The sequence below is a fragment of the Pediococcus parvulus genome (assembly GCF_007990205.1).
GTDB lineage: Bacteria > Bacillota > Bacilli > Lactobacillales > Lactobacillaceae > Pediococcus > Pediococcus parvulus.
In genome coordinates this window covers 1-26338 of the sequence record NZ_BJWE01000018.1, presented here as the reverse complement: position 1 = coordinate 26338, position 26338 = coordinate 1, and the positions used below count along the sequence as shown (strand labels likewise).

Sequence of the window (26338 nt, the reverse complement as noted above, 5' to 3'; positions counted from 1 at the left end):
GCAATGAAAAATGGTGGTTTCTTTGAAGCATATGTTAATAAAAAATTGAATTTAAACACTATGTTAGGAAAACAATTTGATGGTGGGATTGATCTGTCAGGTGGCCAGTGGCAAAAAGTAGCAATTTCACGAGCTTTTATGGCAAATTCAAATATTCTAATTTTAGATGAGCCGACTGCTTCGCTAGATCCGCGTAGTGAGTTCGAAATTTATAAAAGCTTTATTAAAATGACAGAAAATAAAACTGTTTTTTTTATAACTCATCGAATGTCGGCAGTGAAATTAGCAGATAAAGTATTAGTATTGAAAAACGGAAAAATTGTTGGGTTTGCACCACATAGTGAGCTAATGGAAGAAAATAAGTATTATGCTGACTTATATAACTTACAAGCCAAATCGTTTCAGAAAGATTAATTTAATAGCGGTGAAAAAATGGTAATAGATAATATAGGTTAAAATACTGGTGTGAGAAAAAATAGCAAGTGGCCCGTGGTTCACAAGTAATTTTATTAAGAACACGTATTGATTTTTTATTTTTATAAAGTGAATTATGTGATGTATAGAAGAGTATATTGTGCTCTTCTATTTGTTTATTTTTTTCAATTTTTCAATCACGGTGGCTTTGATATTGAAATTCTATTTAATCATTTTCTTGAAACGAAAAAATAGTTACTTTTATAAGATTTTTCTGAAATCATGAGATGTTTTCCTGATTCACGGAGGTTTTGACCAAGTTCTTGATTTAAAGCAAAGAAAAAAAATAAAATTAACTTGCCTTGAAGTGCACTCCAAGGTTTATGCTTATGATGTTGAGTAATAATTAAAAAAATATTTAGGAGATGGATTCTTTGAAAGCAGCAGTATTTATGGAACCTGGCAAAATGGAAGTTCATGAGGTTGATAAACCAAAAATTGAAAAGCCATCCGATGCCTTAATTAAAATTGTCCGCGCTTGTGTTTGTGGTTCTGATTTATGGTGGTACCGTGGTATTTCCAAATGGGAAGCTAATTCTTTAGTTGGTCATGAAGCCATTGGGGTAGTTGAAGAAGTTGGCGCAGATGTTTCTGATATTAAAGCCGGCGATTTCGTAGTTGTACCATTTACCCATGGTTGTGGTCATTGTGCCGCATGTTTAGCTGGATTTGATGGGGACTGTTTGAATCAAGAAGCTGGTGGTAATGGCGGCTATCAAGGCGAATATTTACGTTACACCAATGCCAACTGGGGATTAGTTAAAATTCCTGGCAAACCTGCTGATTATTCAGATGAACAATTAAACTCACTTTTAACTTTGGCTGATGTCATGGCAACTGGTTATCATGCCGCTGCCAGTGCCGAAGTTAAGGAAGGCGACACAGTAGTCGTCATGGGCGATGGTGCGGTTGGTTTATGTGGCGTAATTTCCGCTAAGCTGCGCGGGGCAAAACGCATTATTGCGATGAGCCGTCATGAGGATCGTCAAAAATTAGCGCGTGAATTTGGTGCAACCGACATCATCCCAGAACGTGGTGATGAAGCTGTCAAAAAGGTAATGGAATTAACTGGCAGTGGTGCTGACGCCGTTCTTGAGTGCGTGGGTACAGAACAATCAGTTGATACAGCCGTTAAGGTTGGCCGCCCGGGAGCTGTTGTTGGCCGGGTTGGTGTCCCTCAAAAAGCTGAAATGAATACGAACAATCTGTTCTGGCGTAACATTGGTTTACGTGGTGGGATTGCCTCTGTCACAACAGATGATAAAAATATTTTGTTGGATGCTGTTTTAAGCGGCAAGATTAATCCTGGCAAAGTGTTTACAAAGCGCTTTGATTTAGACCATATTCAAGATGCTTATGAAGCAATGGACAAACGGACTGCAATCAAGTCTTTATTGGTTATTAGCGAAGGTTAAATGAAAAATCATCCTTATTCTCATTGTGAGAGTAGGGATGATTTTTTTTGCGTTTGTTTTAAAATTCGCGAATAACCTTAGCCAATTGAAACTTGCCTTGGTCAAAATGGTAAACAAAGATTGCACCATTTGGGAAGCCCTTTGCAAGTTCTTCAGTTGGATCTTGTAGCATACGTAGGAAGTTGAAACACGCCCCGCTATGCGACACAGCTAATACTTGGTTATTGTCTGGCTTAGCCATAATTTTGGTGAGACACTTCAGCATGCGCTGACCAACTTCATTTGAAGATTCACCGCCATAGGGAAGGAAAAAGGTTTCAAAATCTTTTGGCGCTTTAGGGCTCAAATATTCTGGTTCACCTTCAAAAACGCCATAGTTCTGTTCTTTGAGAGCTTTCACGCGCTGATACCCAAGCCGATTTTGCAAAATAAGTTCGGTCGTATCACAGCACCGTTCTGAAGTGGAACTATAAGCATGATCTAAGGAAATATTTTTAAAAAAATCACCTAGTTTTTTGGCCTGCGCCACACCATTTTCAGTTAAAGGTGAATCACACCAACCTTGAATTTTATTTTGGATATTGAATAAAGTTTCACCATGCCTGACCAAGTACAAAGTTTTCATCATCATTATCCTCCCCAATTGTTTTCGTTATTGTAAATTCTACTACTTGAAGTATACTTCAAGTCAAGAGGTGAAAAAATTGAAAATTGATGCAGTGGCACAGCAATTTAATATTTCGACAACCACGATTCGCTATTATGAACGTGAAGGGCTGTTAGGACCTGTCAAACGTGTGAACGGCATTCGTGAATTTGAAGCGACTGATCTTGATCGCATTGATTTTATTTTATGCGTGAAGGCATGTGGGATGACCCTGGGCCAGATTAAACATTTTTTGGCAATTTATCAGCAGGGGGATGCAACAGTAGCCGAAAGATTAACTATTCTCCAAGATCAATTGGTTCAATCTGAAGAAAAAGTAAAGCAATTAAAGCAGTCGATGAAGCATTTAAAAATTAAAATTGAAGACGTTAAAGCTTTGATGTAACGCTATTTATAAAAATGTCAATTTGGCAACTAATCAATTAAAATAAATCATATCAAATATAAAAGGTGGCCTTTTTATGCGTGCAGTATTAACCGTGGTTGGACAAGATAGAGTTGGAATTGTGGCGGGTGTTAGCCAAGCTTTGGCAGAATTAAAGTTTAATATTGTTGATATGAGTCAAACTATCATGGAAGGAAATTTTACGATGATGCTGGTATGTGAGTTGCCGGCGACAAAGATGGATTTTGAATCGGTTCGTAACCAGTTAAGTAAATTGGGTCAACAATTAGGTGTGCAGATTCGGATTCAACGTGAAGAAATTTTCGACGCAATGTACAAAATTTAATGGAGGTGCCGTAATTTGGAAACTAACCAAATACTTGAAACAACACGAATGATCGACGAAGAAAACTTGGATATTCGGACGATTACGATGGGCATCTCTTTATTGGATTGTATTGATCCGGATATTGAACAGGCCTGCAACAAAATTTACAAAAAAATTACCACAAAAGCTGCCAATTTAGTTTCAGTTGCCAACGAAATTGAAGCTGAATATGGTGTGCCCATTATTCACAAACGTATTGCGGTCACACCAATCAGTATTATTGGTGCGGCCACCAATGCAACAAACTACATACCATTTGCTCAAGCTCTTGATCGGGCGGCTAAAAAAGTTGGCGCTAACTTTATTGGCGGATTTTCAGCTTTAGTTCAAAAGGGCTATCAAAAAGGAGACGAAATTTTAATCCACTCCATTCCGGAAGCTTTAAGAAAAACGGAATTTGTCTGTGGCTCGGTTAATGTCGGGTCTAGCAAATCTGGTATCAACATGGATGCGGTTCGAGATATGGGAGAGGCGGTCAAAGCTGCTGCAGCGTTGTCGCCTTTAGCGCCAGCCAAATTAGTCGTGTTCGCGAATGCAGTTGAAGATAATCCCTTTATGGCGGGGGCTTTTCACGGCGTTGGTGAAGCAGATGTGGTGATCAATGTGGGAGTTAGCGGACCAGGAGTGGTCAAACGAGCATTGGAAAAAGTCAAAGGAGAACCTTTTGACGTGGTGGCAGAAACAATCAAAAAGACCGCCTTTAAAATTACGCGTGTCGGCCAATTAGTTGGGCACATCGCTTCAGATCGACTAGGTGTACCGTTTGGCATTGTTGATTTATCATTGGCACCAACACCAAAAGTCGGTGATTCTGTTGCCCGAATTTTGGAAGAAATTGGGGTGGAAACCGTTGGAACTCACGGCACTACCGCTGCGTTAGCAATGTTAAATGATGCTGTAAAAAAAGGTGGCGTCATGGCTTGTAATCAAGTTGGTGGATTGTCTGGAGCCTTTATCCCCGTGTCCGAAGATGAAGGGATGATCGCCGCAGCTACCAGTGGTGCGTTGAATTTAGAAAAACTAGAAGCAATGACAGCCGTTTGTTCAGTAGGCTTGGACATGATTGCCATTCCAGGTGACACGCCAGCTTCGACGATTGCTGCCATGATTGCAGATGAAGCTGCAATTGGTATGATTAATAATAAAACTACGGCAGTTCGGGTAATTCCTGCAGTCGGTGCCAAAGTTAGTGACAACGTGGAGTTTGGCGGTTTGCTTGGTAATTCACCAGTAATGCCAGTTAATACGGCTTCATCTGCAGATTTCATTGCACGTGGAGGTCATATTCCAGCACCAATTCATTCATTTAAAAACTAGCGTACGCAAAAAAAGACACCCTTAAAGGTGTCTTTTTGCGTTATAAACAAATAGCTTTAATCGTTCACTGAATGATTACGGGTAATTAGTTTGAACACGATTTGATAAACAATGATAAACAAAACCACGTTTAGTGCCCAGCAAAGGATTGAAATGGCGATGCCGGCGTTGGTCAAATGTTGGGCTAAGAAAAAGCCAATGATGACAAACACGATCAAAGCCAAAGGTGTGGACAACCAAGCTTGTTTAGCAAGGTGTTCACGGCCAATTTTAGCCATGTAAGGCAAAACGGCTGAAAGGGCAATAAAGATAATTGGAATCACAATGTTTAACGTTAATTCTTTTGTATATAAAACAGTTCCGGGAGTGGCATCGGTTGGTCGAATTCCCATTACGGAGAAGACCAAGGTGATAATTAAACACCAGAGACCCACTAACCAAGCAAATTTATCGTTTTTGATAAAGCGGTATTCTGAAGGATAATCCTTACTTTTAGCACGAATGCGCATGAAGGCATAGAATACAAAACTTGTGACAAATGGCGAAACAATTCCGTTAATATTTAATAACCAGTTGAACATGTCGTTGATACTTGGAAGCCAGTTACTCAAGAACAAAACTAGTGAAACGATAGCAGTGGTCAACCAGTAACCATTGATTGGTAGGCCGTCATCGTTGAGTTTCGTAATGCGTTTTGGCAAGTATTTCTTGGAAACATTAGAAATAAAGATTCGTGTGCTAGCGTCCAAAATTACGGCTAACTGAGCACACATATAAATAAATTGTGCCACCGCAAAGATGTACATCAAAACGTTGCCCATGCCAAATTGTTTTCCAAGGGCTTGGAAGGCGTAGTAAGAGCCATTCATCTTCAAATCATAGGGTAAATGATGGGCATTGAAGAAGACACCTAATGAGAAGGATCCAAACACGGTGAGGAACCCAGTCATAATCAACAACATCATCATGGCCTTTGGAAAATCACGATTACCGTGTTTCATTTGTTTGACGTAAGGTCCTGCCAATTCAGCACCGTTAATGGCAAAAATCAATAAGCCAAACGTGGAAAGAAAATGACCATTAATTTTAGGGATAAAGGCGCCTAAATTGAAGGGCTGGGTTTCGATATGACGGCCATGAATCAAAGCGCCAACCGTCATCAAGACGAACAAGATTGTCATGACAAACATTGCACCACCACCGATAGTACTCATAATTTCCAAGGACTTATTTTTGAATAAATGCTGGAACCAGATGAAGCCAAGGAAAATAATTGCAGTGAAAATGGCAAACATAAATGTTGACATGTACTTGTTTAAATCACCGTTGCCTTTGACTAACCAACTGATGGAAACCACCACAGAGTTGGCAACATCGACTACGTAAGGTAAACCGGCAATCCAGTAGAGAAAGGCGACCATGTAGCCGGCAAGATCACCATTCGTGGAGCGAATCCATGAAGATAAGCCACCGCCTTCGTTTTGAAAGGCGGAACCCAGCTGGCCAACCATCATTTCGTAAGGCCAAACGAACAGAAGTAACATGATAATCCAAGTTGTGACGATTGCCAAACCTTGATTATGGAAGTTGTAAATTAAATCATCGAAACCGATAACGGTCACGAAATCCATCAGGGCCACCACTGGCCAGCTGATGAAGTGCTTATTTGTGTCTAGGGGCGAGTTTTTCATTTTTAAATTCTCCTATTTTTAATTAATTATTTTTTCTATCTGATTAAAATAATCAACAGAAATTTGAGAATCCTTAATGGTTAATTTTGTGACGCTACCGTTGCTGGGACTGGTTGTAATATCCATGTCTGGTGCATAGCGAGCCACAATGCTGCGAATGGTTGTGCCATGAGAGACGACCAAAATCTTATCTTGATCCTGACTGTGAGTCTTTAAATAATTAAAGCCCTTATCCAATCGTTTCCAAAAATCTTGATTATCCTCAGCGTCGTGGAAGGGATCGGCAGCTTTCACAGCATTTTTAGATTCACTAATATCGTGATTCATCAAAAAATCGTGAAAGTTGCGGGCCTTGCTAATTGGTTTCAGAACTTGGAACCACGTTTGCGCAGAATCAGCGCCTTCAAAATAACCATAGAATTCTTCTCGAAACTCTGGTAATTGTTTTACAGTGAGTCCGGGAGATTTATTACTATGGACAATTGTGTTGGCGGTGTTAAATGCTCGCGTGGTGTCGCTCGAGTAAGCAGCAGTGAATGGAATGTTTGCCAAACGCTGACCTGTTACTTTAGCATCCTGCCAACCTTGTTCAGTTAATGGCGAATCAGACCAACCTTGCATCCGGTTATACCGGTTGAAAAAAGTTTGACCATGACGCACAAAATAAACTTCGACTGTTTTCATATCTATTCTCCTTTCTCGTTTATGTCCGAAAGCTATTGTATCACAGGCCATGACTGTAGTTATAGCCTTTTTTTGTGTTTAATATGAGCTGATTTAATAAGAATCATGCTATAGCTGTAAGACATCGCTTACAAAAAATAGGACAAATTTCAGCTAGAACTCTGAAAACTGTCTTATTGGTAACGAGAATTAATTCATTTTTCCCAATTCACGCCGAATTTCTTCGGTATCATTCTTATTGCCAGTAAAAATAAGGCGATCATTTAGCTCAAGTTGGGTTGAACCGACTGGCCGAATTAGGTGACGATTACGAAAAATCTGACTGATGGTAATTTTATTAATAAACGACAGATTCTTTATTTCCATTCCCGTATATTTTCGATTTCGGACCTGAACTTCAAAAATGGCATTTTCTGTTTCATTCAAAAGCAGCATGGTCGATGGTGTTTCGATTAAACCGCGGAGCATGGCAATGTTGACTTCTGGCGTGTTGTAGATTTCAATGCCGAGGTCACGAAGCTGTTTTTCGTGTTCGCTTAACAAGTTGCGATCTTCAAAGCGCACAATGACGCGCCGAATCCCATAAGCTTTTGCGGCTTTGGCAATTTCGTAGTTTTCTTGCGCACGGAAATGGCCAACCACTAAAATGTCAGTATCAAATACCCCTTGTTTAATAAGTTCTTCAGCATCTAAACTTGCCAATAGGTGCGCGTTAATTTCACTGTTATAGGTTCGAAAATTCTTTTCATTATCTGTGTACATTTGAATATCGTACCAACCCTGAGTGAGTTGCTGGGCAACTGGCACTGTGAAAATATTGGTCCCAATGAAGTGAACGATCTGTTTTTTGAGATCTTCCGGCTCAGGTTTATAGGTCTTACTAAAAATTAATGGTGAAACGATACATGTCAAAACGGCGGCTAACAGAAAGGCGCCGGACTGATGAGCGTTGATGGTGTGCATGTTTTTGGCTACTTGCAAAATTGCCACAACCATCGTAATGGTGGCTGTCGACAAACTCGTTCCGGCAACGGCGTTCATATTTTTAAACCGTAATTTCAAAATTGGATAGATCGCAAGTTTGGCAATGATGTAAGCAAGAAAGAATAAGGGAATCAACGTCAAAGCTTGAGGATCACTTAGCAAAGTGCGTAGGTTCAACCCGATGCCACTCATCATGAAAAAGATCGGGATAAAAAATCCGTAGCCGATCGAATCTAGTTTATCTTTTGTGTTTTCACTTGGGCGTAACAACTTGAGAATAATGCCAGCAATGAAGGCACCCAAAATGTTTTCAGCACCCACTGAAGAAGCGACAGTGACCATGGCTACGATGAGGAAAAAGGCTAGCCGAATATCAAGCTGGGTCGTGGATTTATTAATTTGTTCGAAAAAGTTGAAAAAGAATTTGAAACGCCGTAGCAAAAATACGGCCACGACAATAATTAAAAGTAACAACCAGAGACTTTTACTGCTGTCACCAAAAAACGAGGCGTAGAAGGTTAACCCTAACATGGGAATCACTTCGCCTAACACAGCGATGAGAAGCACCGTTTGTCCGAAAGCTTTACTCAGCAATTCATTTTCTTTCAAAGTCGCGATGACAATGCCAAGCGAGATGGTCGCAAATAAAATGGCTGCCAGCCAAAAGTCAGAAAAAAGATTTGTCCATTTAAAAATACCAGCGAGACCTAATGAAATGCCGATAATGGTTAAGTAGGCAAGTGTGGACAACAGAATTGGCGACCAGCGTGAATTTTGGGCCGCATTTTTTTGTGCGAGTGGTGAAAGCTCAGTTGGGGATTTTTTAAATAAATCGAAATTAATTTCCATACCACTTAAAAATAGTAAAATGATCACGCCGATATCAGATAATTGGTTTAAAATTCCGGTAGTGTGGACCACGTTTAACAAACTGGGGCCTAAGACGATGCCAATAATAATTTCCACAACCGCGGTAGGTAAGAAGGTGATTTTAAACCGCGCCATTAACATTGGGGTAATTAAGGCGGCAAATAGCATAATGAGTAACGAAACTTAATTCATGGTAAAGTTCCTCCATCCGAACATAATGATTGGAGTCAGGATAGCACAAGTTATTTCGACAAACAATATTTTTGACGATTTCCACACTAACATTCTGAGTAATTTAATAGGGTGGCTGATAATTGACTTATTATATAGGAAGTAGATTGATTGAGTTGTAGGCAAAAGAGTGGTATCATGTTTACTTAATTTATTAGATTTTTTTGCGGCAAAATTGCGCGCATGAAGTTTCCAATTTTTGTGTCACTTATCGTCACAACAAGTAATTTGGAGGGGTTTCATGACAGATTCAATTCAAAAGTACGAACAGGCACATCTGGACGAAGTAATTGCCAAGATCCAACAGGCCATTCAAAAGGCTACCAAAGATGTGACCACAGCGGAGACTGACTCCAAAGCGATTGATAAAAACTTTAGTAATGAAGTTCGAATGAATACCAGTACGTATTCTGGAATGATGGATACGGCGATTTCTGTGCGCCAACAACAGCAATTGTTGTCAGAACGTCAAAATAGTTGGCGCCATGCGAGTCAGCAATTAGATGTTTTGAAACGTTTAGAAAAGCGTCCTTATTTTGCCCGCATTGATTTTCATGAAGAGGGCGAAAAAAGCGACGAAACCATTTATATTGGTCTCGGATCATTTTCAGATACGCCTGAACATTTTTTGATTTATGATTGGCGAGCGCCAATTTCAAGTGTGTACTATGACGGCAAACTAGGCAATGTGTCCTATGAAACACCAGATGGTACACAAGAAGTGAACGTCAAATTAAAACGGCAATTTACTCTTGAAAATGGGAAAGTCGTCACGATTTTTGATACCGATGAAACTATCGGCGATCAAATGTTGTTAAATGCGTTGGGCAACTCTTCTGATACCAAGATGAAAAGTATTGTTTCCACAATTCAAAAAGAACAAAATCAAATTATTCGTGATACACATTCTGATCTGTTATTTGTGCAGGGAGCTGCCGGATCTGGTAAAACAGCGGCTATTTTGCAACGGGTAGCCTACCTACTTTACCGCTACCGAGGCAATTTGAACGCTAGCCAGGTCATTATGTTTTCACCAAACCAAATTTTTAATGACTATGTCGATCAAGTGCTACCTGAACTTGGCGAACATAATATGGTTCAGATGACTTATTATCAATTTACAAAACGCCGTATCCCGAACATGGAAGTAGAAACGTTGCAACAACGTTTTGAAGGCCGAACAGATCCAGTTTCCAAGAAGATTCGCCGTCTAGAAAACAGCCTGGTTTACTTTAATGAGGTCACTAAATATGGCAAACATTTGGAAACAGCGGACATGAAGTTCCGTAACCTCATGTTTAGAGAAAAGCCATTTGCAGATCAAGATAAATTACATGATATTTACTACAGTTTTAATGAAAACTACCATTTAGGAAACCGTTTAGATGCGACCAAAGAAACTCTATTGAAATCTTTGAATCATCGAATTGGCGGTGAAGTTCGTTCTAAATGGGCGGAACAAGCTGTTCAATCCCTAAATCATGAAGATCTGGAAAAACTGTATGGTGGCGAGCCACGAGAGTTTGATGATAGTGATAAAGAGTTTAAATTCTTGGCCCGGAAATTAGTTATCCAAGCACTTCAACCAGTTCGTAACGCAATTGTGCACAATCGTTTTCTCAATATTAATGCGCAATACGTGCACTTTTTGCGCAGCGTTCCTCATTTAGTGCGTTTAGATAAGTTTGGCTTAACGGCATCCGATTGGCGGACCTATGTAGATGAAACGATTGAAGGCCTGAAGAAACATGCCATCTCCCTGAATAACACTTCAGCTTACCTCTATTTGTATGATTTAATTGTGGGTAAAAAGGGTGAACGGGATATGCGTTACGTGTTTATTGATGAAATTCAAGATTACACAGCCTTCCAGTTGGCTTACTTGAAGTTCAACTATCCACGAGCTAAGTTCACGTTGTTAGGGGATTTGAACCAGTCAATTTACAGTAATGAAAATACAACGACCTTGCTGGCAGAACTTTCCACAATGTTTGATAAGGATAAGACCCGTGTGATTCAACTTGAGAAGTCTTACCGTTCAACACAACAAATTACAGACTTCACTAAAGAAATTTTAACAAACGGTGAGGCAATTGAAGCCTTTCAACGGGAAGGTGAGTTGCCAGTAGTTAGCGTAAAATCGAAGGCAAGGGACGCAATTAACCGTGTGCAACACCAACTCCGTCAAAACGAAAAAGACGGCGAATCAACTGCTATTATTGGCAAATCAGTAGCTGCATGTGAAGAGATTACTAACGGCTTGCGTGAAGCTGGCGAAAAAGTGACGTTAATTCGAACTGAAAATCAACGTTTAGCTGAAGGAATTGTCGTCGTGCCATCTTTCTTAGCTAAAGGACTTGAGTTTGATGCAGTGATTGTTTGGGATGCATCTGACGCCACTTACCATGATGAAGATGAACGGCAGTTGCTGTACACCATTTGTTCTCGAGCAATGCATCGTTTAACAATTGTGGCAACTGAAAAGATGTCACGTTTGTTGGACCGGGTGGGTGCCAAACTGTATACCTTGGAATAATGAGTCATTGAGGAAATAAAAATGGTAGAAGAAGATCAAAGTTACTATCGATTTTTAAAAGATGATTGGAAAAAATTAGCTCCTGAAGCAAAATTACCGCTATCAAGTCAGCAACTGAAGGCGATTAAAGCGTTAAATGATCGTATTTCTTTGCAGGATGTGCAGGATATTTACGTGCCATTAGTTCACCTGTTAATTAAGAAATTCAGAAGCTTTCAAGCGTGGCAAGCTACGAAAACCGATTTTTTGGATTTACCTGAAAAACGCGTACCATTTGTGATTGGCATTTCCGGAAGCGTGGCCGTTGGTAAAAGTACGACGGCACGTTTGCTTCAAGTGTTGCTGACTAATTTCTTTCCGAAATTACATTCTCAGTTAATTACCACCGATGGGTTTCTGTTTCCTAATGCTGAATTGGAAAAACGAGGAATTCTGGATCGCAAAGGTTTTCCAGAAAGTTATGATATGCCGAGCCTCTTAGATTTTATGGGCGCCGTCAAAAACCGCCAGGCCAGAATTCAGGTTCCACTATACTCGCATCAAAGCTACGATATTGTCCCGGGCAAGTTTGAAACGGTGGATAATCCGGATATCTTGATCGTTGAAGGAATTAACGTCTTACAGTTACCTTCCAATCAAACCATTTATATCAGTGATTTCTTTGATTGGTCCGTGTATGTGGATGCGGATCCAGAGTTAATTGAAAAATGGTTCTTGGAACGATTCGGAATCTTGTTGGATACCGCATTTCATAATCCAGAGGACTACTATTATGAATTTGCGCAATGGCCCCGACAAAAAGCTTTTGCGGAAGCCAGGAAAGTTTGGGAAAGTGTGGATCTGCCTAATTTGGATGAATTTATCCTCCCAACGCGTTCCCGTGCCAATCTGATTTTGCATAAGGTTGAACATCATGCAATGGATGCCGTTTATTTACGGAAATATTAGTGTTTAGTAAGCCAGTTTGGAATAATTACATTTCAAACTGGCTTTACTTTAAGCTTTATTATAGATAGAATTGACGTAGATGTTTTGTAACTTAACTTTTAAAAAAATTTATAGAGTAAACGTGCCAAAAATAGCAGCTTCTTCCGCTTAGCTACGATACTCAAACGATTCCAAAAGCGAATCATTCGAGTATCTAGGCTATGCTCAGAAGCTAAACGCTATTTTTGACACTCTCTCTAATCATGAGGTGAACAACTTGGCTAATTTAGATTTGTCGCAATTCGACAAAATCATTGTTTTGGATTTCGGAAGTCAGTACAACCAACTCATCACACGCCGGATCCGTGAATTTGGCGTTTACTCCGTTCTCCTTTCCCACAACATCACCGCGGATGAGATTCGAAAAATCAACCCCAAAGGGATCATTTTTTCCGGTGGCCCTAACAGTGTCTACGATGACGACGCTTTTCGTGTTGATCCTGAAATTTACAAACTTGGCATTCCCATTCTTGGAATTTGCTACGGCATGCAGCTCATGGCTTACAACCTTGGTGGGAAGGTCGAATCAGCCGACAACCGTGAATACGGTCATGCTGACATCGATGTGACTGACGCCCAAACACCTTTATTCAAAGGCTTACCAAGTCACCAAACCGTTTGGATGAGTCATGGTGATTTAGTCAAACAAGTTCCTGATGGTTTCACTTCAGTTGCCACCAGCAAGAACTGTCCCATTGCTTCCATTGAAGATCCTAAACGGAAATTCTATGGCATCCAGTTTCATGCGGAAGTTCGCAATACCCAGTATGGCAATGAAATTCTGAAACACTTTGCTTTTGATGTTTGTGAAGCGAGTGCCAACTGGTCAATGAATGATTTCATCGATTTACAAATCAAAAAGATTCGTGAAGAAGTCGGTGATCGTAAGGTCTTACTTGGTCTTTCTGGTGGCGTGGATTCCAGTGTTGTTGGCGTGTTATTGCACAAAGCCATTGGCAATCAGTTGACCAGTATTTTCGTAGACCACGGCCTGTTGCGTAAAGGTGAAGCTAAACAAGTGATGGATAGCTTGGAAGGCAAGTTCGGCTTGAACGTTGTCAAAGTTGACGCTCAAAAACGTTTTATGGACAAACTGGTCGGTGTTTCTGATCCTGAAAAGAAACGTAAGATTATTGGTAACGAATTTATTCAAGTGTTCAATGATGAAGCTCAAAAGCTTGATGGTATTGATTTCTTGGCACAGGGAACTTTGTACACTGATGTGATTGAAAGTGGCACGGATACCGCGCAAACAATTAAGTCTCATCATAACGTGGGTGGCTTGCCAAAGGATATGCATTTCACTTTGATTGAACCCTTACGGACTTTGTTTAAAGATGAAGCTCGTGATTTGGGTGAGAAATTAGGGATGCCATCCGATTTAGTTTGGCGTCAGCCATTCCCAGGTCCCGGTTTAGGCATTCGGGTTCTTGGTGAAATTACTGAAGATAAATTAAACATTGTGCGTGATAGTGACTGGATTTTACGTGATGAAATCAAAAAGGCCGGTTTAGACCGTGATATTTGGCAATACTTTACAGTATTACCAGGCATCAAGAGTGTCGGTGTCATGGGCGATGGCCGAACTTACGATTACACAGTTGGCATTCGTGCTGTGGACTCAGTTGATGGAATGACGGCAGACTTTGCCCGCATTCCTTGGGATGTCTTGCAAAAGATTTCCGTTCGCATCGTAAACGAAGTCGATCATGTTAATCGCATCGTGTACGATATCACGAGCAAGCCACCAGCAACAGTCGAATGGGAATAAACAGAATTCGCTTATAAACGTTGACATATCAACGTTCTGATGACTGACTACCCCGCTCGTGCAACTATCGTGCAACTTCTGGTACAAGTCCAGCGGTAACACCGTTGTTTTGAACCTGCGCCACGTCTGATTTAGCGGTCGAAATTTCGACTAGACCATTCAGCCGTTTGGCGGCCTCAAAGTTCATATTCGGATATAAATGCCCGTAAGTTCCGAGCGTCGTCTGAATATCTTCGTGGCCGAGGCGTTCTTTAATCACCAGTGGGTTCTCACCCAGACTGATCAATAGCGAAGCATGTGAATGCCGTAAAGCATGAACGCGGATGCGATGGACTCCTGCCAGAGCTGCATGCCGCTTGATGATTCGCATGACCAGATCCCGGCGAGTAGGAACGCCGTTGAACGATAGAACAAAATCAGTTTTACACTCAAGCGCTTGTGCTTTCTTCCAATCGGAGACAAGCTCAAGCGTTTTTGCATCCAGTGGAATCGTGCGATTGCTGGCTTTGGTCTTCGGTGTGGAGAAGGAGTAGTTCGTGTAGCTGCGTAACCACAGCGTCTTGTTGATCCGAACTGTGCCTTCCTCAAAGTCGATGTCGTCCCATTGCAGGGCGGTTGCTTCACCAATGCGCATACCAGTCATTAACAGAAACCAGAGAGTGAAGAAGCAGAAGTGCTGGTAGAAGTCTTCGATATAGAAGGTCTTAATGACCGCCTCGAATTCTTCCTTCGTCCAGAAGTCCACTTGGTTCTTCACTTTCTTAACGTTGCCGACGGTCTTGGTGGGGTTTTCATTCATGAAGCCGAGTACAATGGCTCGTTGAAAGACGCGTGATAGCATGCATTGGACTAAGCGAGTGTAACTTTTACTTACTTGACAGGTCATTTGGTTCTGCCATTTCTGTATGTCCACCGGCTTAATCTTGTCCATGTACATGTGCTCAAACATCTTGAAGTGCTTCAAACTGGAACGCCGACTGTCGTAGGTTTGCGGCTTCACTTGGTTCTTGTACCACGGAAGAAAGAATTCTTCCCAGAATTGTTTGAATTGAATGTGTTGTTGGTCACGTTCCGCGACAACTTTCTCTACACTGCCACCGACCATTTCCTTGTAGGCTTTGCGTGCATCACGACGTGTCGTGAAGCCACCAACCTGCTTCTGGATCTTCTCCCTGTTTTAGGGTCAACACCGAGGTAGGCGCGGAAGTAGAAAGTACCATTCTTGCGTGTTTTGATTGGGTCTTTAGTTGTAGCCATGTTTTATTTCTCCTTTGTTGCTTCGGAGTGCTGCATGGTTTTGGCGAGTTCCGCCAACGTGCGCGTGCTAATTTGGAGACCCAGTATTTCTTCAACAGCAGTTACCGGTACGCGTCCGAGCTTCGGGCTTTTGTAGTAGGCAACACCTTTGCGTACCATCAGCAGCTTAGCGCGTCTAATAATGTCCTGTGCGCGTGAGGCACCATACCCAAGAGCAACCAGTTCGTGTTTCGTCATCGTGATCACGTGAACCATATTCTTTCCTTTCCGGGGAGCACGGATCGTACCGATGCTCCAGTCTACCATCCAAAAGTTACGTGCAACAATACCCGGTGCAAAAAACAATACGTGTTTCGTCATCATTCAGCCCGGTTCCAACCGGCTATCGAGGATTTTAAAGAGAGCCTCTCTCCCTTGTTTCGTCAGGGTGACGTGCAAGTATCCAGCCTACTGGTTAATCGCTCGCTCGTGAGAGGTCATGGCGTTGTGAGGCATACGTTGCTGAACGATGCCATTCAGTTGTCAAAGAACGTTGGCGGGAAAATAAAAACCCGCTTCGTATATACAGACAACGAAAGCGGGTTGAAATGAAAGAGATGGCGAAAAAAGTTTATGTTTTTTTCTGACCGATTTTTTTTGAAGACATTGCAAGGTGCTTCTCAACATCGAAACACTTTGCAATGTAAATCAGTTTGATTTGAAGCTCTTGCCTCAAATCCGGATCAATATGCCGGTGCCCGTATCTGGCCTCGTAGTCAATAACACGACCAAATAATTCAAGCAAGAGCGTAATAGCGTTGTTGTCGTCCTCCTGAACTGCTAAAATAACCGGTACTAGGTTATCAATCTCTGAGTAATGCATCGAATATGCCTCCGCATCCATTACAGGTTTGTGTATGCTACCCGAATTCGTTTTAGTGCACGCTGACGCCGATAATTAATTGCTTGACTTGTTTTGCCACTACGGTTGCCAATTTCGACGTCGTTGAGTTCGCCATAATAATATTGATACAAGACCGTTTTATCTGTCGAAGAAAGGGTGGAAACTGCTCTTGATAATTTCTCACTTTCGATGAAGTCTTCAAGATGCTCGATTTCCTCATCGGTCAACCTGAATTCATCGAGATGATAGGAATCTTCGATTTCTTCCAGTAGCCAGGCCTCCAGTGGTATTTCCTTGATTTGCCGAAGAGAGGCCTTATACCGATTGATTCGTTCATTTTTGAGGGCTTGTTGTACATAGCGAATAAACATTCGCGTCACTTCTTGCTCACTACTCATTGGGTTATCCTCCTCGTCTGATTTATTGGGCTACATAAATTCCAGACAAATTTTCTGGTCACTTATGAAAGCGATTTCCAAATATTTCTTTGACGAATTACCTGATGGAGAATTGCTGCACGAAAAAAATCGACCGGTAGCAGTGAATGCATACAGGTCAATTCTTAATCAATAGCTTATGAAATCAGTGTTTTGAGCTGTTCGTGGGAGAGATTCCTATCGAGAGGATGGTGGTCATTCGGAAACAACCTGGATTGAAGTCAATATTTGAGACAGGTTTTAAGAGACATTCAGAACCGCGTTTACCTTCCACAGCTCAAATAAATCATTAATCGTGATTAATAACTTATTTGAACCATGGAAAGCATTAAATCAGGCGGCCATTTGGCTCGTAAGTGTTGCGATTTCAACTTGTAAGGGGGTCTGGTAGCCCAGTGGACTATGAATTCTCTTCCTATTGTAGAAAGCATGCACATATTCAAAAAGGACAGCAGCGGCAGTTTCATAATTCTCAAAGACCGGCACTGGATAAACACATTCCTTTTTGAGGGAAGCATGAAAAGATTCCATTGGTGCATTATCGTATGGACACCCCTTACGGCTGTAAAGTGGCGGATATGTAGTTCAGTTAAACGTTGATTGTAATCATCGCTGGTATACTGTGATCCTAAATCCGTATGGATAATCAGGTCCCCAGTAATGGTTCGATTTTTAACCGCGCTTTCAAGGGTCTTTAAGACTAAATCAGTATCCATCTTTTTTGAGAATGAATAGCCGATAACTCGTCTTGAGTGCAGATCCATGATGGTTGATAAGTAACACCAGCCATTACGCTTCGTTTGAATATAGGCCATATCAGCGGTCCATTTTTGATTTAAACCAGTGGTCGAGAAATCCTGCTTAAGCAAGTTGGGACGCTGTTCAACCTTGGTTTTGGAAGCCGAAGCCGCTTTCCATTTATTGACGGTAACGGAGTGGATATCCAGTTCCTTCATGAGCCGGGAAATCCGTCTTGGGCTGCACCGACGCTGCAGTGGTTGAAGTTCCAGATTCAATTCATGGTGGATCTTCATAACGCCGTATCGCTGCTTGAATTCCGCAAAGATCCGCAGAATCCGTTGTTTTAAGTCCTCATCTTCGGCCCGGCGTTTTGAAGGCTTTGGGGATCGATAACGATAATACTGAGCTCTGGAAACACAGAGGATTCGGCACATCTTAGTTACCTGGTGGTTATGGCTTTCTTGGTGAATGTAATCAAAAATATTGGTTACTTCTGCGCAAGGAAGCCCAGGGCTTTTTTTAGGATTTCGTTCTCCTCAGACAGCGAAGCCAGCCGCTTTTCCATCGCTTTGATTTCGTCTGGCGATTTACCGGATTGAGTTTTGGCCTGGACCTGGATCCACTTATGAACGGTTGAATAGCCAATGCCATATTCTCTGGCCAGTTGGGCGGCTGATTCGCCTTGCTTATATAGGTTGATAATGTTTTGTTTGAATTCTTTGTCGTAACGAGTTGGCATGGAAAAATTCCTTCCTTTTGAGAGATGATTTATTCATTATACCCTCTCTTAAAAGTTGTCTCAGGAATCAGCTTACATCCAATTACTGTGGTAGAGTATGTGCATACACATCAAGTAAGCAGAGTTCAAGCTGCCGCGCATTTCGGTATCTCTCCCCAGCCAAGTCAACTCTTGGATTCGTATCGTAAAGGACCAAGGAGTTACCGGTTTACGTGCGCAGCGTAAAGGAAGGCCGCCTATGGGTAAGCACAAGCAAATCAAACCAATCAAGAAGCTCGAGTCAACGCAAGAGGAGAAGTATAAGCAAGAAATTCTGGAGCTTAAAAGCAAGCTGCACGAAGCTGAATTGGACCGTGATATTTTAAAAGCACTCGCGACCCTGACGAAGAATTCACCGAAGCACTCTCTACGAAAGTAAAGGCTGGCATCGTGACTTCGTTAAGGTCGCAATACGATCTCAATGAGCTGCTTAAGTCCCTCCACTTACCTCGAGCGACTTATTACGACCGGCTTAGGCGTAATAAGAAGCCTGATAAGTATGCCGAGGTCAAAGCCTTCATCAAGAAGTGTTTTTTCGGTTCGAAAGAGACTTATGGGTATCGTCGAATTCACGATGAAGCAGACAAAGTCGGCTTCCACTATGCCGAGGAAACAATTAGACGCCTAATGAGTGATATGGGATTGAAATGTGTGAGTTACTCTAAACATACTTCCAAATATCACTCCTACAAAGGTCACGTTGGTCTCATTGCACCTAACATCTTGAATCAGACGTTTGAAACCACACAGCCACTCACAGTGTTCCATACCGATGTGACCCAGGTACGGCTGTGCAACGGCGAGTGGGGCTATATCTCGTCAATCACAGATGAAGCCATCCGTGAAGTGATCGCGGCTATTGTCAGTGCTTCTCCCAATAAGGCTTTGATTCAAGCGTCACTTGATGAATTAGAGCATCACCTTAAAGAAGGCATCAAACCAACTCTTCACTCTGATCAAGGGTGGCAATATCAAATGGTGGACTACCAGCAACGTCTCAAGGCTATGAACATTACACAGAGCATGTCTCGTAAAGGTAACTGTCACGATAATGTGCCCATCGAAAGCTTCTTCAACCTCCTAAAACGTGAGTGCTTGAATCGGTATCAGATCAACACGCTCTCAGATCTGCGCGAGCTGGTGAACGGTTACGTGGATTGGTTTAACAATGTCAGAATTTCGAGAAACAAAAATGGCTTGACCCCAGTTGAGTACCGGGAACAAACCATGATTGCTTAATTCAAAATCTAAATTGTCTAACTTTTCTATTGCACTTCACATTAGAGAGAGCGACTTTTATTCGCCAATAGGAGAAAATTCAGTTACTACCGATCAAAAAAAGATGTTGCGCGATACTTATTTTCAACTTGACGATAGTGATGATCGAGCTCAAGCAGAACTACTGCGTCATGTATGTATTGCAAAACCCCAGGGGGCATTAATCTTACATATACAACTGAGTGCTAATTGGGTAGATGACGGAAGTGCCGAGGGTGCTATAGAATCCAAAATTTACTTTATAATTGATGACTCAGATCCAGATAATATTAAGAAACAGGAAGCTCCAAGGCGGGAATTAAATTTAATCAGAATGATTTATGTGCCAGCAGTTCGGAATCCAGAGAAACAACTTGGTGTAGCATCTACCAGTCTATTAGCACGATTGGTGCGTAGCGTTAATTGGAATGCCGAGACTAAGGAAGATATTGAAGATCAACTTTCTAAGTTAAACCAAACTGTATTAGAAGAAAATGGTCTAAGAAGAATTAATGAAACATTATCAGCGGATTGGCGAAAGTATTATCAAGATGAACGATTTGCGAATGTTGCTTTAACAATCGACTCTATAAATTTGAATTCTTTAGCAAATAGAATTCAATCAACATTCACTTCCCAAGCAACTGGCCATAAGTTTCGACCTGAAGAAATGGGCGATGGAACTCGCTCGTTGTTCTATATATCCAATGTTGCAAGCGTATTAGATATTGAACAATCTATACTGGAAGATGAAAACATTCAAGAAAAGCCTCTGATTGATCATCAACCACCGTTACTTACTCTTGTTGCAATTGAAGAACCTGAAAACCATATTTCACCACATTTATTGGGAAAACTAGTTGGACGATTAAAAGATATGGCAGAATTAGCAAACTGTCAAGTATTGTTGACCTCACACTCACCAGCTATTATCAGCCGTATTAATCCAGAATCAATTCGTTATGTTCGACTTGACCCGCATGAGGGTACATCAACAATTCAATCACTGAACTTGCCAGATAAAAATACAGTTGAGGCCTATCGCTATGTAAAACTTGCCGTACAAGTATATCCGGAACTGTACTTTGCGCAACTTGTAGTGCTTGGCGAAGGAGCAAGTGAGGAAATAATAATTCCGCGTTTTTTGGAAGCGAGTGGTGAGTACTTGGATGAAAATGGTATTGCATTTGTACCACTTGCAGGACGATTTGTGCATTATTTATGGAATCTATTGAATCAATTAGGAATTCCGTTTATTACTCTATTGGACTTGGATCGAGAACGTACTGGTGGTGGTTGGGGACGAATTAGCTACATTTTAGGGGAGTTAAACATGATTGACTGTAAAGTTGATAAGCTTCCGTCCGGTATCGAAGAAATTAACGATGGTGCTTTAAATAACCTTTCAAAGAGGCTTATTGAGAACAAGGATGATGCAAACGAGTTGGATGAGTACCTTAAAAATTTAGAAAGAAAACACGTCTATTTTTCTAATCCTCTCGATATTGACTTTTTAATGCTCACTTATTACTCAGACGAGTACAAACATCTGCTCAAAGGTAACGAGGGCCCAATCATTAAAACTCAGAACGGTCAACAAAAAAGAGTAAAAGAATACGAACCTCAAAACGTTTCTAGCAAAGAATATCTTAAACGCGCAGAAGAGGCGACAAAATCTGCCCTCAAAGGCGGTGTTGATGTTACTGCCGGGGAATCATACTCTAGTTCAGAAAAAGCCTTAATGATATGGTATGTGTATTTCTTTCTGGGAAGAGGGAAACCAACTACGCACATTCAAGTTTTGGATGGAGATGAAGATGGGAGCAAACTAACAGATGAAAAATTGCTTAAAAAAATTCCACCAGTAGTTAAGTGTCTCTGCGAAGATGTAGCGACACAATTGAATATCGGAGCAGAAAGTCATGATTAATAAAAGTGAATGGATTCCTACAGATAGTTTTATACTTGAGGATAAAGCCGGTGAAGCCGTAAAAGCCAACGGAAATTTGCTTATAATTGCAGGACCAGGAACTGGGAAAACTGAGATGCTCGCACAAAAAGCAAACTACTTATTTGAAACGGGCGTTTGTCGTAACCCATATAACATCCTTGCAATCAGTTTCAAAACTGATTCAGCTAGTAATTTAGCGGAGAGAGTAAATCAACGTTGTCCAGATTTTGCAAGACATCGTTTTAATTCACTGACCTATGATGCACTAGCAAAGAGAATATTGGATCAATTTAGAAATGGACTTGCACAGTCGAATCTCCCTAGTGCAGACTACCTTGTTCAAGACGAAGGAAAGCTACGCAAGATTTTTTATTATGTTTATGGTAAATCATTACGTGATCGGCAAGCAAATGCATTCTGGAGACATTTTTCATTATTAAAACAAGTAGACAATGATGCTGAAAAACAGTTTCGCCGGATAATACTTCACGGTAACAAAAGATTTCAGGCGAACCTCAGTTTTCAGATGATTATGCAACTAGCTATAACTATTATGGATACTAATCCACTTGTTAAAAAAGCTTTCCAAGCTGCATATCCATACGTATTTCTGGATGAATTTCAGGATACGACTGATTTACAATATCGATTCATCAAAACATTATTTGAATCAAGTACTGCGGCTATTACTGCTGTTGGTGACGATAAACAACGAATTATGGATTTTGCGGGAGCTAGAAAAACAATCTTCTCAGATTTTAAAAGCGAATTTAATTCAGATGAATTGCACTTAGTATTAAATCATAGATCTGCGCCAAGGCTCATTAAATTACAAATGAAAATGTACCAATCGTTGCAAGATGGAGAATATGAAACAAAATGGCCTAAAAATTGGGAAAATGATGACGGCGATATTTCGTTGATTCAAAGCCAAGATGAATATGAAGAAGCGGCCTCTGTTGCACAAGATATAATGAAGAAGTTAAAGCAAGGGATTAAGCCTGACGAAATTGCACTATTAGTGAAACAGAATGACTCGCAATATGGCACTCCAATCATTACAGCACTATCTGAGTTGGGAATTAAATCAAGAGTTGAATCAAAATATCAGTCCTTGTTAAAAGAGCCGCTTGTACAAATTGTTTTACAATCCGTTATTTTTGCAGTGGCAGCAAATCCTACTGAAGATTGGGGGAACTTTTTCGACCTATATTTGAAATCACGCGAGATAACAGATGTTGAGGATGAGGATACGCTTTACACTGCTGAGCTAAATCTTAATAAATTTCTTCATGAAATTTCAGCACTAATCACTGACATCGAATTGTCAGCTTTAAAATTGGTACAGCATATTATTGATTTTTGGACTAAAGATTTTTTTAGATCAAATTTCCCTCAGTATTTTAATGAATCAAGTTTTGAAGCTACGATTGATAGCTTCATCGAGCTATTAAATATGGAGCGTCAAGCCGGAGGTAAATGGATTGAATCTATCAATTCCTTCCGTGGTGTTGACACAATACCTATAATGACTATTCACAAAAGTAAGGGGCTCGAATTTAAAGCAGTCTATTTGATAGCGTTAGATGACACTGCATTCTGGACTTTTCAAAGTGATCCTGATGCAACGAGGAGAGCACTGTTTGTAGCAATTTCTCGCGCAAAGTTATATCTGACTTTTACATTTGCACAGAGTAGAAGCAATTTAAACTTCTATTCCGGAAAGCAAAGTCACCAACTAATTTCTGAATTCTATGATTTGATTGATCCGTTTATAAATTAGATTGAGTTGATCAAGTCATATCCGTTCAATTTCCGATCGGAAATAGCCATCGCTTTAACTTCTCTGCAGGCTACCGTTATACAGGAATCTAGGCCCTTAACCTAAGATAAAATAATCGATGAGATTTCTATATCACTATGATATAAGGAACTAATCAGATGAACCCCAAAAAGCATAATGATTACTAATAACTTTAGCACCCGATTCGGAAGGCACTTACACCTGTCAAGTACATTAAATCAAGATCCCAGTTGGAGGTTAAAACTGCTTCCATTAAGCAAGAGGTAGTTTCAATTTGTTGTTTTAAAACCACTTATCTGACTATTTCCAGTCTAGAAATGAGGCATTGTCTGTTTTAATATAAAAATAATGCTTTGTTTTTGGCAGATTGTAAAATTTAAGTTGAACATTTAAGTGGACAGAAAAACCCATCAAGGTCTTTAATGGTGTTACCACACAATCCATTAGAAAGAAGGACCTTGATGAGCACCACTATTTTATCATTCCAGAACCGTGTGGTCATTGAAACGCTTCATAATGAAGGACGTTCCTTGCGATACATCGCTAACTACTTAGGCTTTAGTAAGACCACCATCTTTAACGAACTTCACCGGCTAAATAGTGAGTACCAGGCTGGGCTAGCGCAAACTGACTTTGAACGAAAGGTTAGTCAACGGGGGCGGAAGTCTTCGCTCACTAAAAACCTTAAACACTTGATCGAGGAAAAGATTCAAGTCCAGAAGTGGTCCCCTGAACAAGTTGCCCATGTGGTGGGGATTGCCTACAAGACGGTCTATAACTGGATTGATCAAGGATGGCTTGATATACAGTTGCCCGATTTGCCTGATCATGGAATTCGTCGTCATCGTGCTAAAGAAAAGCGTGGTACGTTCAATCACGGCCGCTCCATTGAGGAGCGTCCTCATAAAGTCGAAACTCGCCAGGAATTCGGCCACTTTGAAGCTGATACCGTACTTTCTGGTAAACGTAAAGGTCAAGCTGTGGCTACTTTTGTGGAGCGTAAGAGTCGCCTGACAATTGTTAAACGGCTCCATGGTCGCGACAGTCAGTCCATGACTCAAGCCGTACTTGAACTAGCTAGTCAACTTCAAGACGCTTACCGTAGATCATGGTAAAGAGTTCGCTAACTATCAGACAATTGAACGGCGAACTGGTACACAGGTTTATTTTGCCCATGCCTATTCACCGCATGAAAGAGGCAGTAATGAGAACCGTAACCGAGTTTTGCGGCGCTTTATTCCCAAGGGCCAAGCCATTAAAGAACTAAGTGATCACCAATTGGTTCAAATTAATTGGTATTTGAATTCACGGCCACTTAAATGTCTTAATTGGCATACACCAATCGAGATCTTCTTGCTTAATTTACGTCATTAAATTCGTTCAAGTTATTTCTTGCAATCTGCCTTTTTATAAAACCTAAAATTATTTGCAGGTGAAATAAAAAATGAAAATCTTTAAAAGAATTACCTTTTTATGGAAAAATGGATTATTAAAGAAAGATCTGCTTTTCTCTTTTACAGGAGTACTAATTGGTATTCTATTAACTAGTATTTTTTTTCATAAGGCAGGAACTATGAGATGGATTTATAAGAGCGGTTCTTTGTTACAATGGATATCTGCGATTGGAACTTTAGTGGCAGTTTTCTCAACAATTTACTTCTACCATAAAGATCACCAAAAAAGATTAATAATTTTACAACAGCTGAGTACTTCTTTTTTACCAGAATGGAAAATTAGTGCCATAAATACTTCAAATGTGACAATTTGGGTAGCCTTAGCAGGGTTCCAAATAATTAGTAGCACAGATGAATCTTTGCTTTTACTTCCCAAAAGCCCTAAATGTTCTAAATTCGAACGATTAGAAAGCGGCGAGTCTTCCCAAACGTATTCACTTGAAATGGAAGAAATAACTAAAACCCTTAGTAATTTTCAATCAACAGATGACAGAATCAGTATAATTATAATTTATAAAGACTTGGGTGGGAAAACATATAACCGGATCTTTACTGCTAGCAAAAAAACCTAAAACAAAGTATACAGTTTTCTAAAAGCACAAATAGCCAATAGGGTATACCCTATTGGCCGTTTTTGATCCATTATCAATGGCTTTTTAAATTAGGGCCTAGTACTTTTGGAATGGAAATACTTTCCAACACCAAAAATTCTAGACCCGATAAAATTAGTGATTTCCTGATAATTGAATGGGATAATGGTGGTGTTAATATGAGGAATCATGGTCAATATCTGATTATGATCAATAGGGATCATACCAACGTAGAAGTTGTTTAGATCAATAACGGTCAAAGAATTAGGAACACGCAGTTTAAGCGCTTCTTGGGCTAAAGCTTTCATATTATAGGCATTATTATCAGATATTAAAGTAATATCGCTGCCTTCACAAAGGTAGAAATCTGCTGAAGCAACATTACCAAGTAGCTGAAAAGTTGACTGATTCATGATATCTCCCTGACTATTACAAAAAAGTACTTTATTTTGCAGAATTAACATGCTATTCTATTCTACAAGTATATAATTAAATATATAATTAAAAGTAGGTTAGCTCAATATAATTGAGCGGGAAGGAATTTATAATGGGAGAAAAGAAATTACATTATAAAATGTATAAAGATGGCAAAAAATTCGTTTTTGCCGCAATTGCTACACTGTCTTTTTTTGTCTTCGGTGGGGTATCAACGGTAGCAGTTCATGCTGATACCACCTCAGGGAACTTAACTGCCGCCACTGTAAACAGCACTAGTGATACGAAGAGCCCTGTTTCATCAGCAGCTACCAGTACCTCAAGTAGTGCAGTAAAGACTGAAACGACCAA

General features: G+C 40.5%; 24 protein-coding genes and 2 pseudogenes. 15 read left to right on the top strand and 11 right to left on the bottom strand.

Annotation, left to right across the window (positions count from 1 at the left end):
* The first annotated feature begins 3 nt into the window (after positions 1-3).
* Both PPA04_RS09805 and PPA04_RS05225 read left to right on the top strand, forming a co-directional pair.
* The gene (locus tag PPA04_RS09805) at positions 4-414 is read left to right on the top strand and encodes an ATP-binding cassette domain-containing protein (protein ID WP_147206739.1); all 411 of its coding nucleotides are present in this window, start codon (positions 4-6) and stop codon (positions 412-414) included.
* Positions 415-848: 434 nt separating this feature from the next.
* Complete coding sequence (locus tag PPA04_RS05225; RefSeq protein ID WP_057784249.1) at positions 849-1889, top strand: zinc-dependent alcohol dehydrogenase family protein; 1041 nt, start codon at positions 849-851, stop codon at positions 1887-1889.
* 58 nt (positions 1890-1947) lie between these two features.
* Here PPA04_RS05225 and PPA04_RS05220 read toward each other — a convergent pair whose 3' ends face one another.
* Positions 1948-2520: a histidine phosphatase family protein gene (locus PPA04_RS05220; RefSeq protein WP_198145825.1), complete on the bottom strand. Its 573-nt coding sequence runs from the start codon at positions 2518-2520 to the stop codon at positions 1948-1950.
* A gap of 73 nt (positions 2521-2593) precedes the next feature.
* On the opposite strand from PPA04_RS05220, the gene PPA04_RS05215 reads away from it, so the two are divergent.
* The 3 genes from PPA04_RS05215 to PPA04_RS05205 all read left to right on the top strand — a co-directional run bounded on the left by PPA04_RS05215 (position 2594) and on the right by PPA04_RS05205 (position 4646).
* Positions 2594-2941 (top strand): MerR family transcriptional regulator, encoded by a 348-nt coding sequence (locus tag PPA04_RS05215; RefSeq protein WP_057784246.1) that lies wholly within the window; start codon positions 2594-2596, stop codon positions 2939-2941.
* 76 nt (positions 2942-3017) lie between these two features.
* The gene (locus PPA04_RS05210; RefSeq protein ID WP_057784244.1) at positions 3018-3287 is read left to right on the top strand and encodes an ACT domain-containing protein; all 270 of its coding nucleotides are present in this window, start codon (positions 3018-3020) and stop codon (positions 3285-3287) included.
* Between the two features lie 15 nt (positions 3288-3302).
* On the top strand, positions 3303-4646 hold the full coding sequence (locus PPA04_RS05205) for a PFL family protein (RefSeq protein WP_057784242.1): 1344 nt from the start codon (positions 3303-3305) through the stop codon (positions 4644-4646).
* Between the two features lie 56 nt (positions 4647-4702).
* Here PPA04_RS05205 and PPA04_RS05200 read toward each other — a convergent pair whose 3' ends face one another.
* The 3 genes from PPA04_RS05200 to PPA04_RS05190 all read right to left on the bottom strand — a co-directional run bounded on the left by PPA04_RS05200 (position 4703) and on the right by PPA04_RS05190 (position 9043).
* Positions 4703-6337, bottom strand: coding sequence for an APC family permease (locus PPA04_RS05200; protein WP_057784239.1), 1635 nt, complete (start codon positions 6335-6337; stop codon positions 4703-4705).
* Between the two features lie 18 nt (positions 6338-6355).
* Complete coding sequence (locus PPA04_RS05195) at positions 6356-7021, bottom strand: histidine phosphatase family protein (RefSeq protein ID WP_057784237.1); 666 nt, start codon at positions 7019-7021, stop codon at positions 6356-6358.
* 189 nt (positions 7022-7210) lie between these two features.
* Positions 7211-9043, bottom strand: a complete 1833-nt coding sequence (locus PPA04_RS05190; protein ID WP_186806956.1) for a cation:proton antiporter family protein — start codon at positions 9041-9043, stop codon at positions 7211-7213.
* A 304-nt stretch (positions 9044-9347) separates the two neighbouring features.
* On the opposite strand from PPA04_RS05190, the gene helD reads away from it, so the two are divergent.
* The 3 genes from helD to guaA all read left to right on the top strand — a co-directional run bounded on the left by helD (position 9348) and on the right by guaA (position 14400).
* Positions 9348-11642, top strand: coding sequence for an RNA polymerase recycling motor HelD (gene helD, locus PPA04_RS05185; protein WP_057784234.1), 2295 nt, complete (start codon positions 9348-9350; stop codon positions 11640-11642).
* A gap of 21 nt (positions 11643-11663) precedes the next feature.
* A complete protein-coding gene (gene coaA / locus PPA04_RS05180; RefSeq protein ID WP_057784232.1) occupies positions 11664-12590 on the top strand; it encodes a type I pantothenate kinase in 927 nt (308 codons plus the stop codon).
* Between the two features lie 256 nt (positions 12591-12846).
* Positions 12847-14400 carry a glutamine-hydrolyzing GMP synthase gene (gene guaA / locus PPA04_RS05175; RefSeq protein ID WP_057784230.1) on the top strand — a complete coding sequence of 518 codons (1554 nt, stop codon included), beginning with the start codon at positions 12847-12849 and terminating at the stop codon, positions 14398-14400.
* A 64-nt stretch (positions 14401-14464) separates the two neighbouring features.
* Here guaA and PPA04_RS05170 read toward each other — a convergent pair.
* The 6 genes and pseudogenes from PPA04_RS05170 to PPA04_RS09675 all read right to left on the bottom strand — a co-directional run bounded on the left by PPA04_RS05170 (position 14465) and on the right by PPA04_RS09675 (position 18457).
* Positions 14465-15657 (bottom strand): annotated as a pseudogene (locus PPA04_RS05170) (site-specific integrase).
* Between the two features lie 3 nt (positions 15658-15660).
* Positions 15661-15912 carry a DUF3173 family protein gene (locus PPA04_RS05165; RefSeq protein WP_057784262.1) on the bottom strand — a complete coding sequence of 84 codons (252 nt, stop codon included), beginning with the start codon at positions 15910-15912 and terminating at the stop codon, positions 15661-15663.
* A gap of 355 nt (positions 15913-16267) precedes the next feature.
* Positions 16268-16519, bottom strand: a complete 252-nt coding sequence (locus tag PPA04_RS05160; RefSeq protein WP_004559579.1) for a helix-turn-helix domain-containing protein — start codon at positions 16517-16519, stop codon at positions 16268-16270.
* 20 nt (positions 16520-16539) lie between these two features.
* Positions 16540-16938, bottom strand: a complete 399-nt coding sequence (locus tag PPA04_RS05155; protein ID WP_057784228.1) for a sigma factor-like helix-turn-helix DNA-binding protein — start codon at positions 16936-16938, stop codon at positions 16540-16542.
* 338 nt (positions 16939-17276) lie between these two features.
* Positions 17277-18188 (bottom strand): IS3 family transposase, encoded by a 912-nt coding sequence (locus PPA04_RS09680; RefSeq protein WP_260280969.1) that lies wholly within the window; start codon positions 18186-18188, stop codon positions 17277-17279.
* Positions 18189-18205: 17 nt separating this feature from the next.
* Complete coding sequence (locus tag PPA04_RS09675; RefSeq protein ID WP_076638510.1) at positions 18206-18457, bottom strand: transposase; 252 nt, start codon at positions 18455-18457, stop codon at positions 18206-18208.
* Positions 18458-18695: 238 nt separating this feature from the next.
* Between PPA04_RS09675 and PPA04_RS05135 the strand changes: the two genes are divergently transcribed.
* The 6 genes and pseudogenes from PPA04_RS05135 (at position 18696) to PPA04_RS05110 (ending at position 25534) form a co-directional block, all read left to right on the top strand.
* Positions 18696-18875: a hypothetical protein gene (locus PPA04_RS05135; protein ID WP_147206738.1), complete on the top strand. Its 180-nt coding sequence runs from the start codon at positions 18696-18698 to the stop codon at positions 18873-18875.
* A gap of 11 nt (positions 18876-18886) precedes the next feature.
* Positions 18887-19735: an IS3 family transposase gene (locus tag PPA04_RS05130; RefSeq protein ID WP_057784226.1), complete on the top strand. Its 849-nt coding sequence runs from the start codon at positions 18887-18889 to the stop codon at positions 19733-19735.
* Positions 19728-21683 (top strand): ATP-dependent nuclease, encoded by a 1956-nt coding sequence (locus tag PPA04_RS05125; protein ID WP_147206736.1) that lies wholly within the window; start codon positions 19728-19730, stop codon positions 21681-21683. The genes PPA04_RS05130 and PPA04_RS05125 overlap by 8 nt, the downstream gene beginning before the upstream one ends.
* The gene (locus tag PPA04_RS05120) at positions 21676-23487 is read left to right on the top strand and encodes a UvrD-helicase domain-containing protein (protein WP_057784222.1); all 1812 of its coding nucleotides are present in this window, start codon (positions 21676-21678) and stop codon (positions 23485-23487) included. The genes PPA04_RS05125 and PPA04_RS05120 overlap by 8 nt, the downstream gene beginning before the upstream one ends.
* A 482-nt stretch (positions 23488-23969) precedes the next feature.
* A pseudogene (locus tag PPA04_RS05115) lies at positions 23970-24882 on the top strand (IS30 family transposase).
* 70 nt (positions 24883-24952) lie between these two features.
* Positions 24953-25534, top strand: coding sequence for a hypothetical protein (locus PPA04_RS05110; RefSeq protein WP_057784220.1), 582 nt, complete (start codon positions 24953-24955; stop codon positions 25532-25534).
* 89 nt (positions 25535-25623) lie between these two features.
* Here the strand turns inward: PPA04_RS05110 and PPA04_RS05105 are convergent, their stop codons facing one another.
* Positions 25624-25965 (bottom strand): hypothetical protein, encoded by a 342-nt coding sequence (locus PPA04_RS05105; protein ID WP_057784218.1) that lies wholly within the window; start codon positions 25963-25965, stop codon positions 25624-25626.
* Between the two features lie 134 nt (positions 25966-26099).
* On the opposite strand from PPA04_RS05105, the gene PPA04_RS05100 reads away from it, so the two are divergent.
* Positions 26100-26338, top strand: a 239-nt coding sequence (locus PPA04_RS05100; RefSeq protein ID WP_186806955.1) for a KxYKxGKxW signal peptide domain-containing protein, incomplete at its 3' end; no start/stop codon positions are given.

Excerpts from the sequence above, each read along its gene's own strand:
- PPA04_RS09805 (WP_147206739.1), top strand. The coding sequence starts at position 4 with ATGAAAAATGGTGGTTTCTTTGAAGCATATGTTAATAAAAAATTGAAT.
- PPA04_RS05220 (WP_198145825.1), bottom strand. The coding sequence starts at position 2,520 with ATGATGATGAAAACTTTGTACTTGGTCAGGCATGGTGAAACTTTATTC.
- PPA04_RS05210 (WP_057784244.1), top strand. The coding sequence starts at position 3,018 with ATGCGTGCAGTATTAACCGTGGTTGGACAAGATAGAGTTGGAATTGTG.
- PPA04_RS05200 (WP_057784239.1), bottom strand. The coding sequence starts at position 6,337 with ATGAAAAACTCGCCCCTAGACACAAATAAGCACTTCATCAGCTGGCCA.
- PPA04_RS05195 (WP_057784237.1), bottom strand. The coding sequence starts at position 7,021 with ATGAAAACAGTCGAAGTTTATTTTGTGCGTCATGGTCAAACTTTTTTC.
- PPA04_RS05190 (WP_186806956.1), bottom strand. The coding sequence starts at position 9,043 with ATGCTATTTGCCGCCTTAATTACCCCAATGTTAATGGCGCGGTTTAAA.
- helD (WP_057784234.1), top strand. The coding sequence starts at position 9,348 with ATGACAGATTCAATTCAAAAGTACGAACAGGCACATCTGGACGAAGTA.
- coaA (WP_057784232.1), top strand. The coding sequence starts at position 11,664 with ATGGTAGAAGAAGATCAAAGTTACTATCGATTTTTAAAAGATGATTGG.
- PPA04_RS05165 (WP_057784262.1), bottom strand. The coding sequence starts at position 15,912 with ATGGTTCACGTGATCACGATGACGAAACACGAACTGGTTGCTCTTGGG.
- PPA04_RS05160 (WP_004559579.1), bottom strand. The coding sequence starts at position 16,519 with ATGCATTACTCAGAGATTGATAACCTAGTACCGGTTATTTTAGCAGTT.
- PPA04_RS05155 (WP_057784228.1), bottom strand. The coding sequence starts at position 16,938 with ATGAGTAGTGAGCAAGAAGTGACGCGAATGTTTATTCGCTATGTACAA.
- PPA04_RS09675 (WP_076638510.1), bottom strand. The coding sequence starts at position 18,457 with ATGCCAACTCGTTACGACAAAGAATTCAAACAAAACATTATCAACCTA.
- PPA04_RS05135 (WP_147206738.1), top strand. The coding sequence starts at position 18,696 with ATGGGTAAGCACAAGCAAATCAAACCAATCAAGAAGCTCGAGTCAACG.
- PPA04_RS05120 (WP_057784222.1), top strand. The coding sequence starts at position 21,676 with ATGATTAATAAAAGTGAATGGATTCCTACAGATAGTTTTATACTTGAG.
- PPA04_RS05110 (WP_057784220.1), top strand. The coding sequence starts at position 24,953 with ATGAAAATCTTTAAAAGAATTACCTTTTTATGGAAAAATGGATTATTA.
- PPA04_RS05105 (WP_057784218.1), bottom strand. The coding sequence starts at position 25,965 with ATGAATCAGTCAACTTTTCAGCTACTTGGTAATGTTGCTTCAGCAGAT.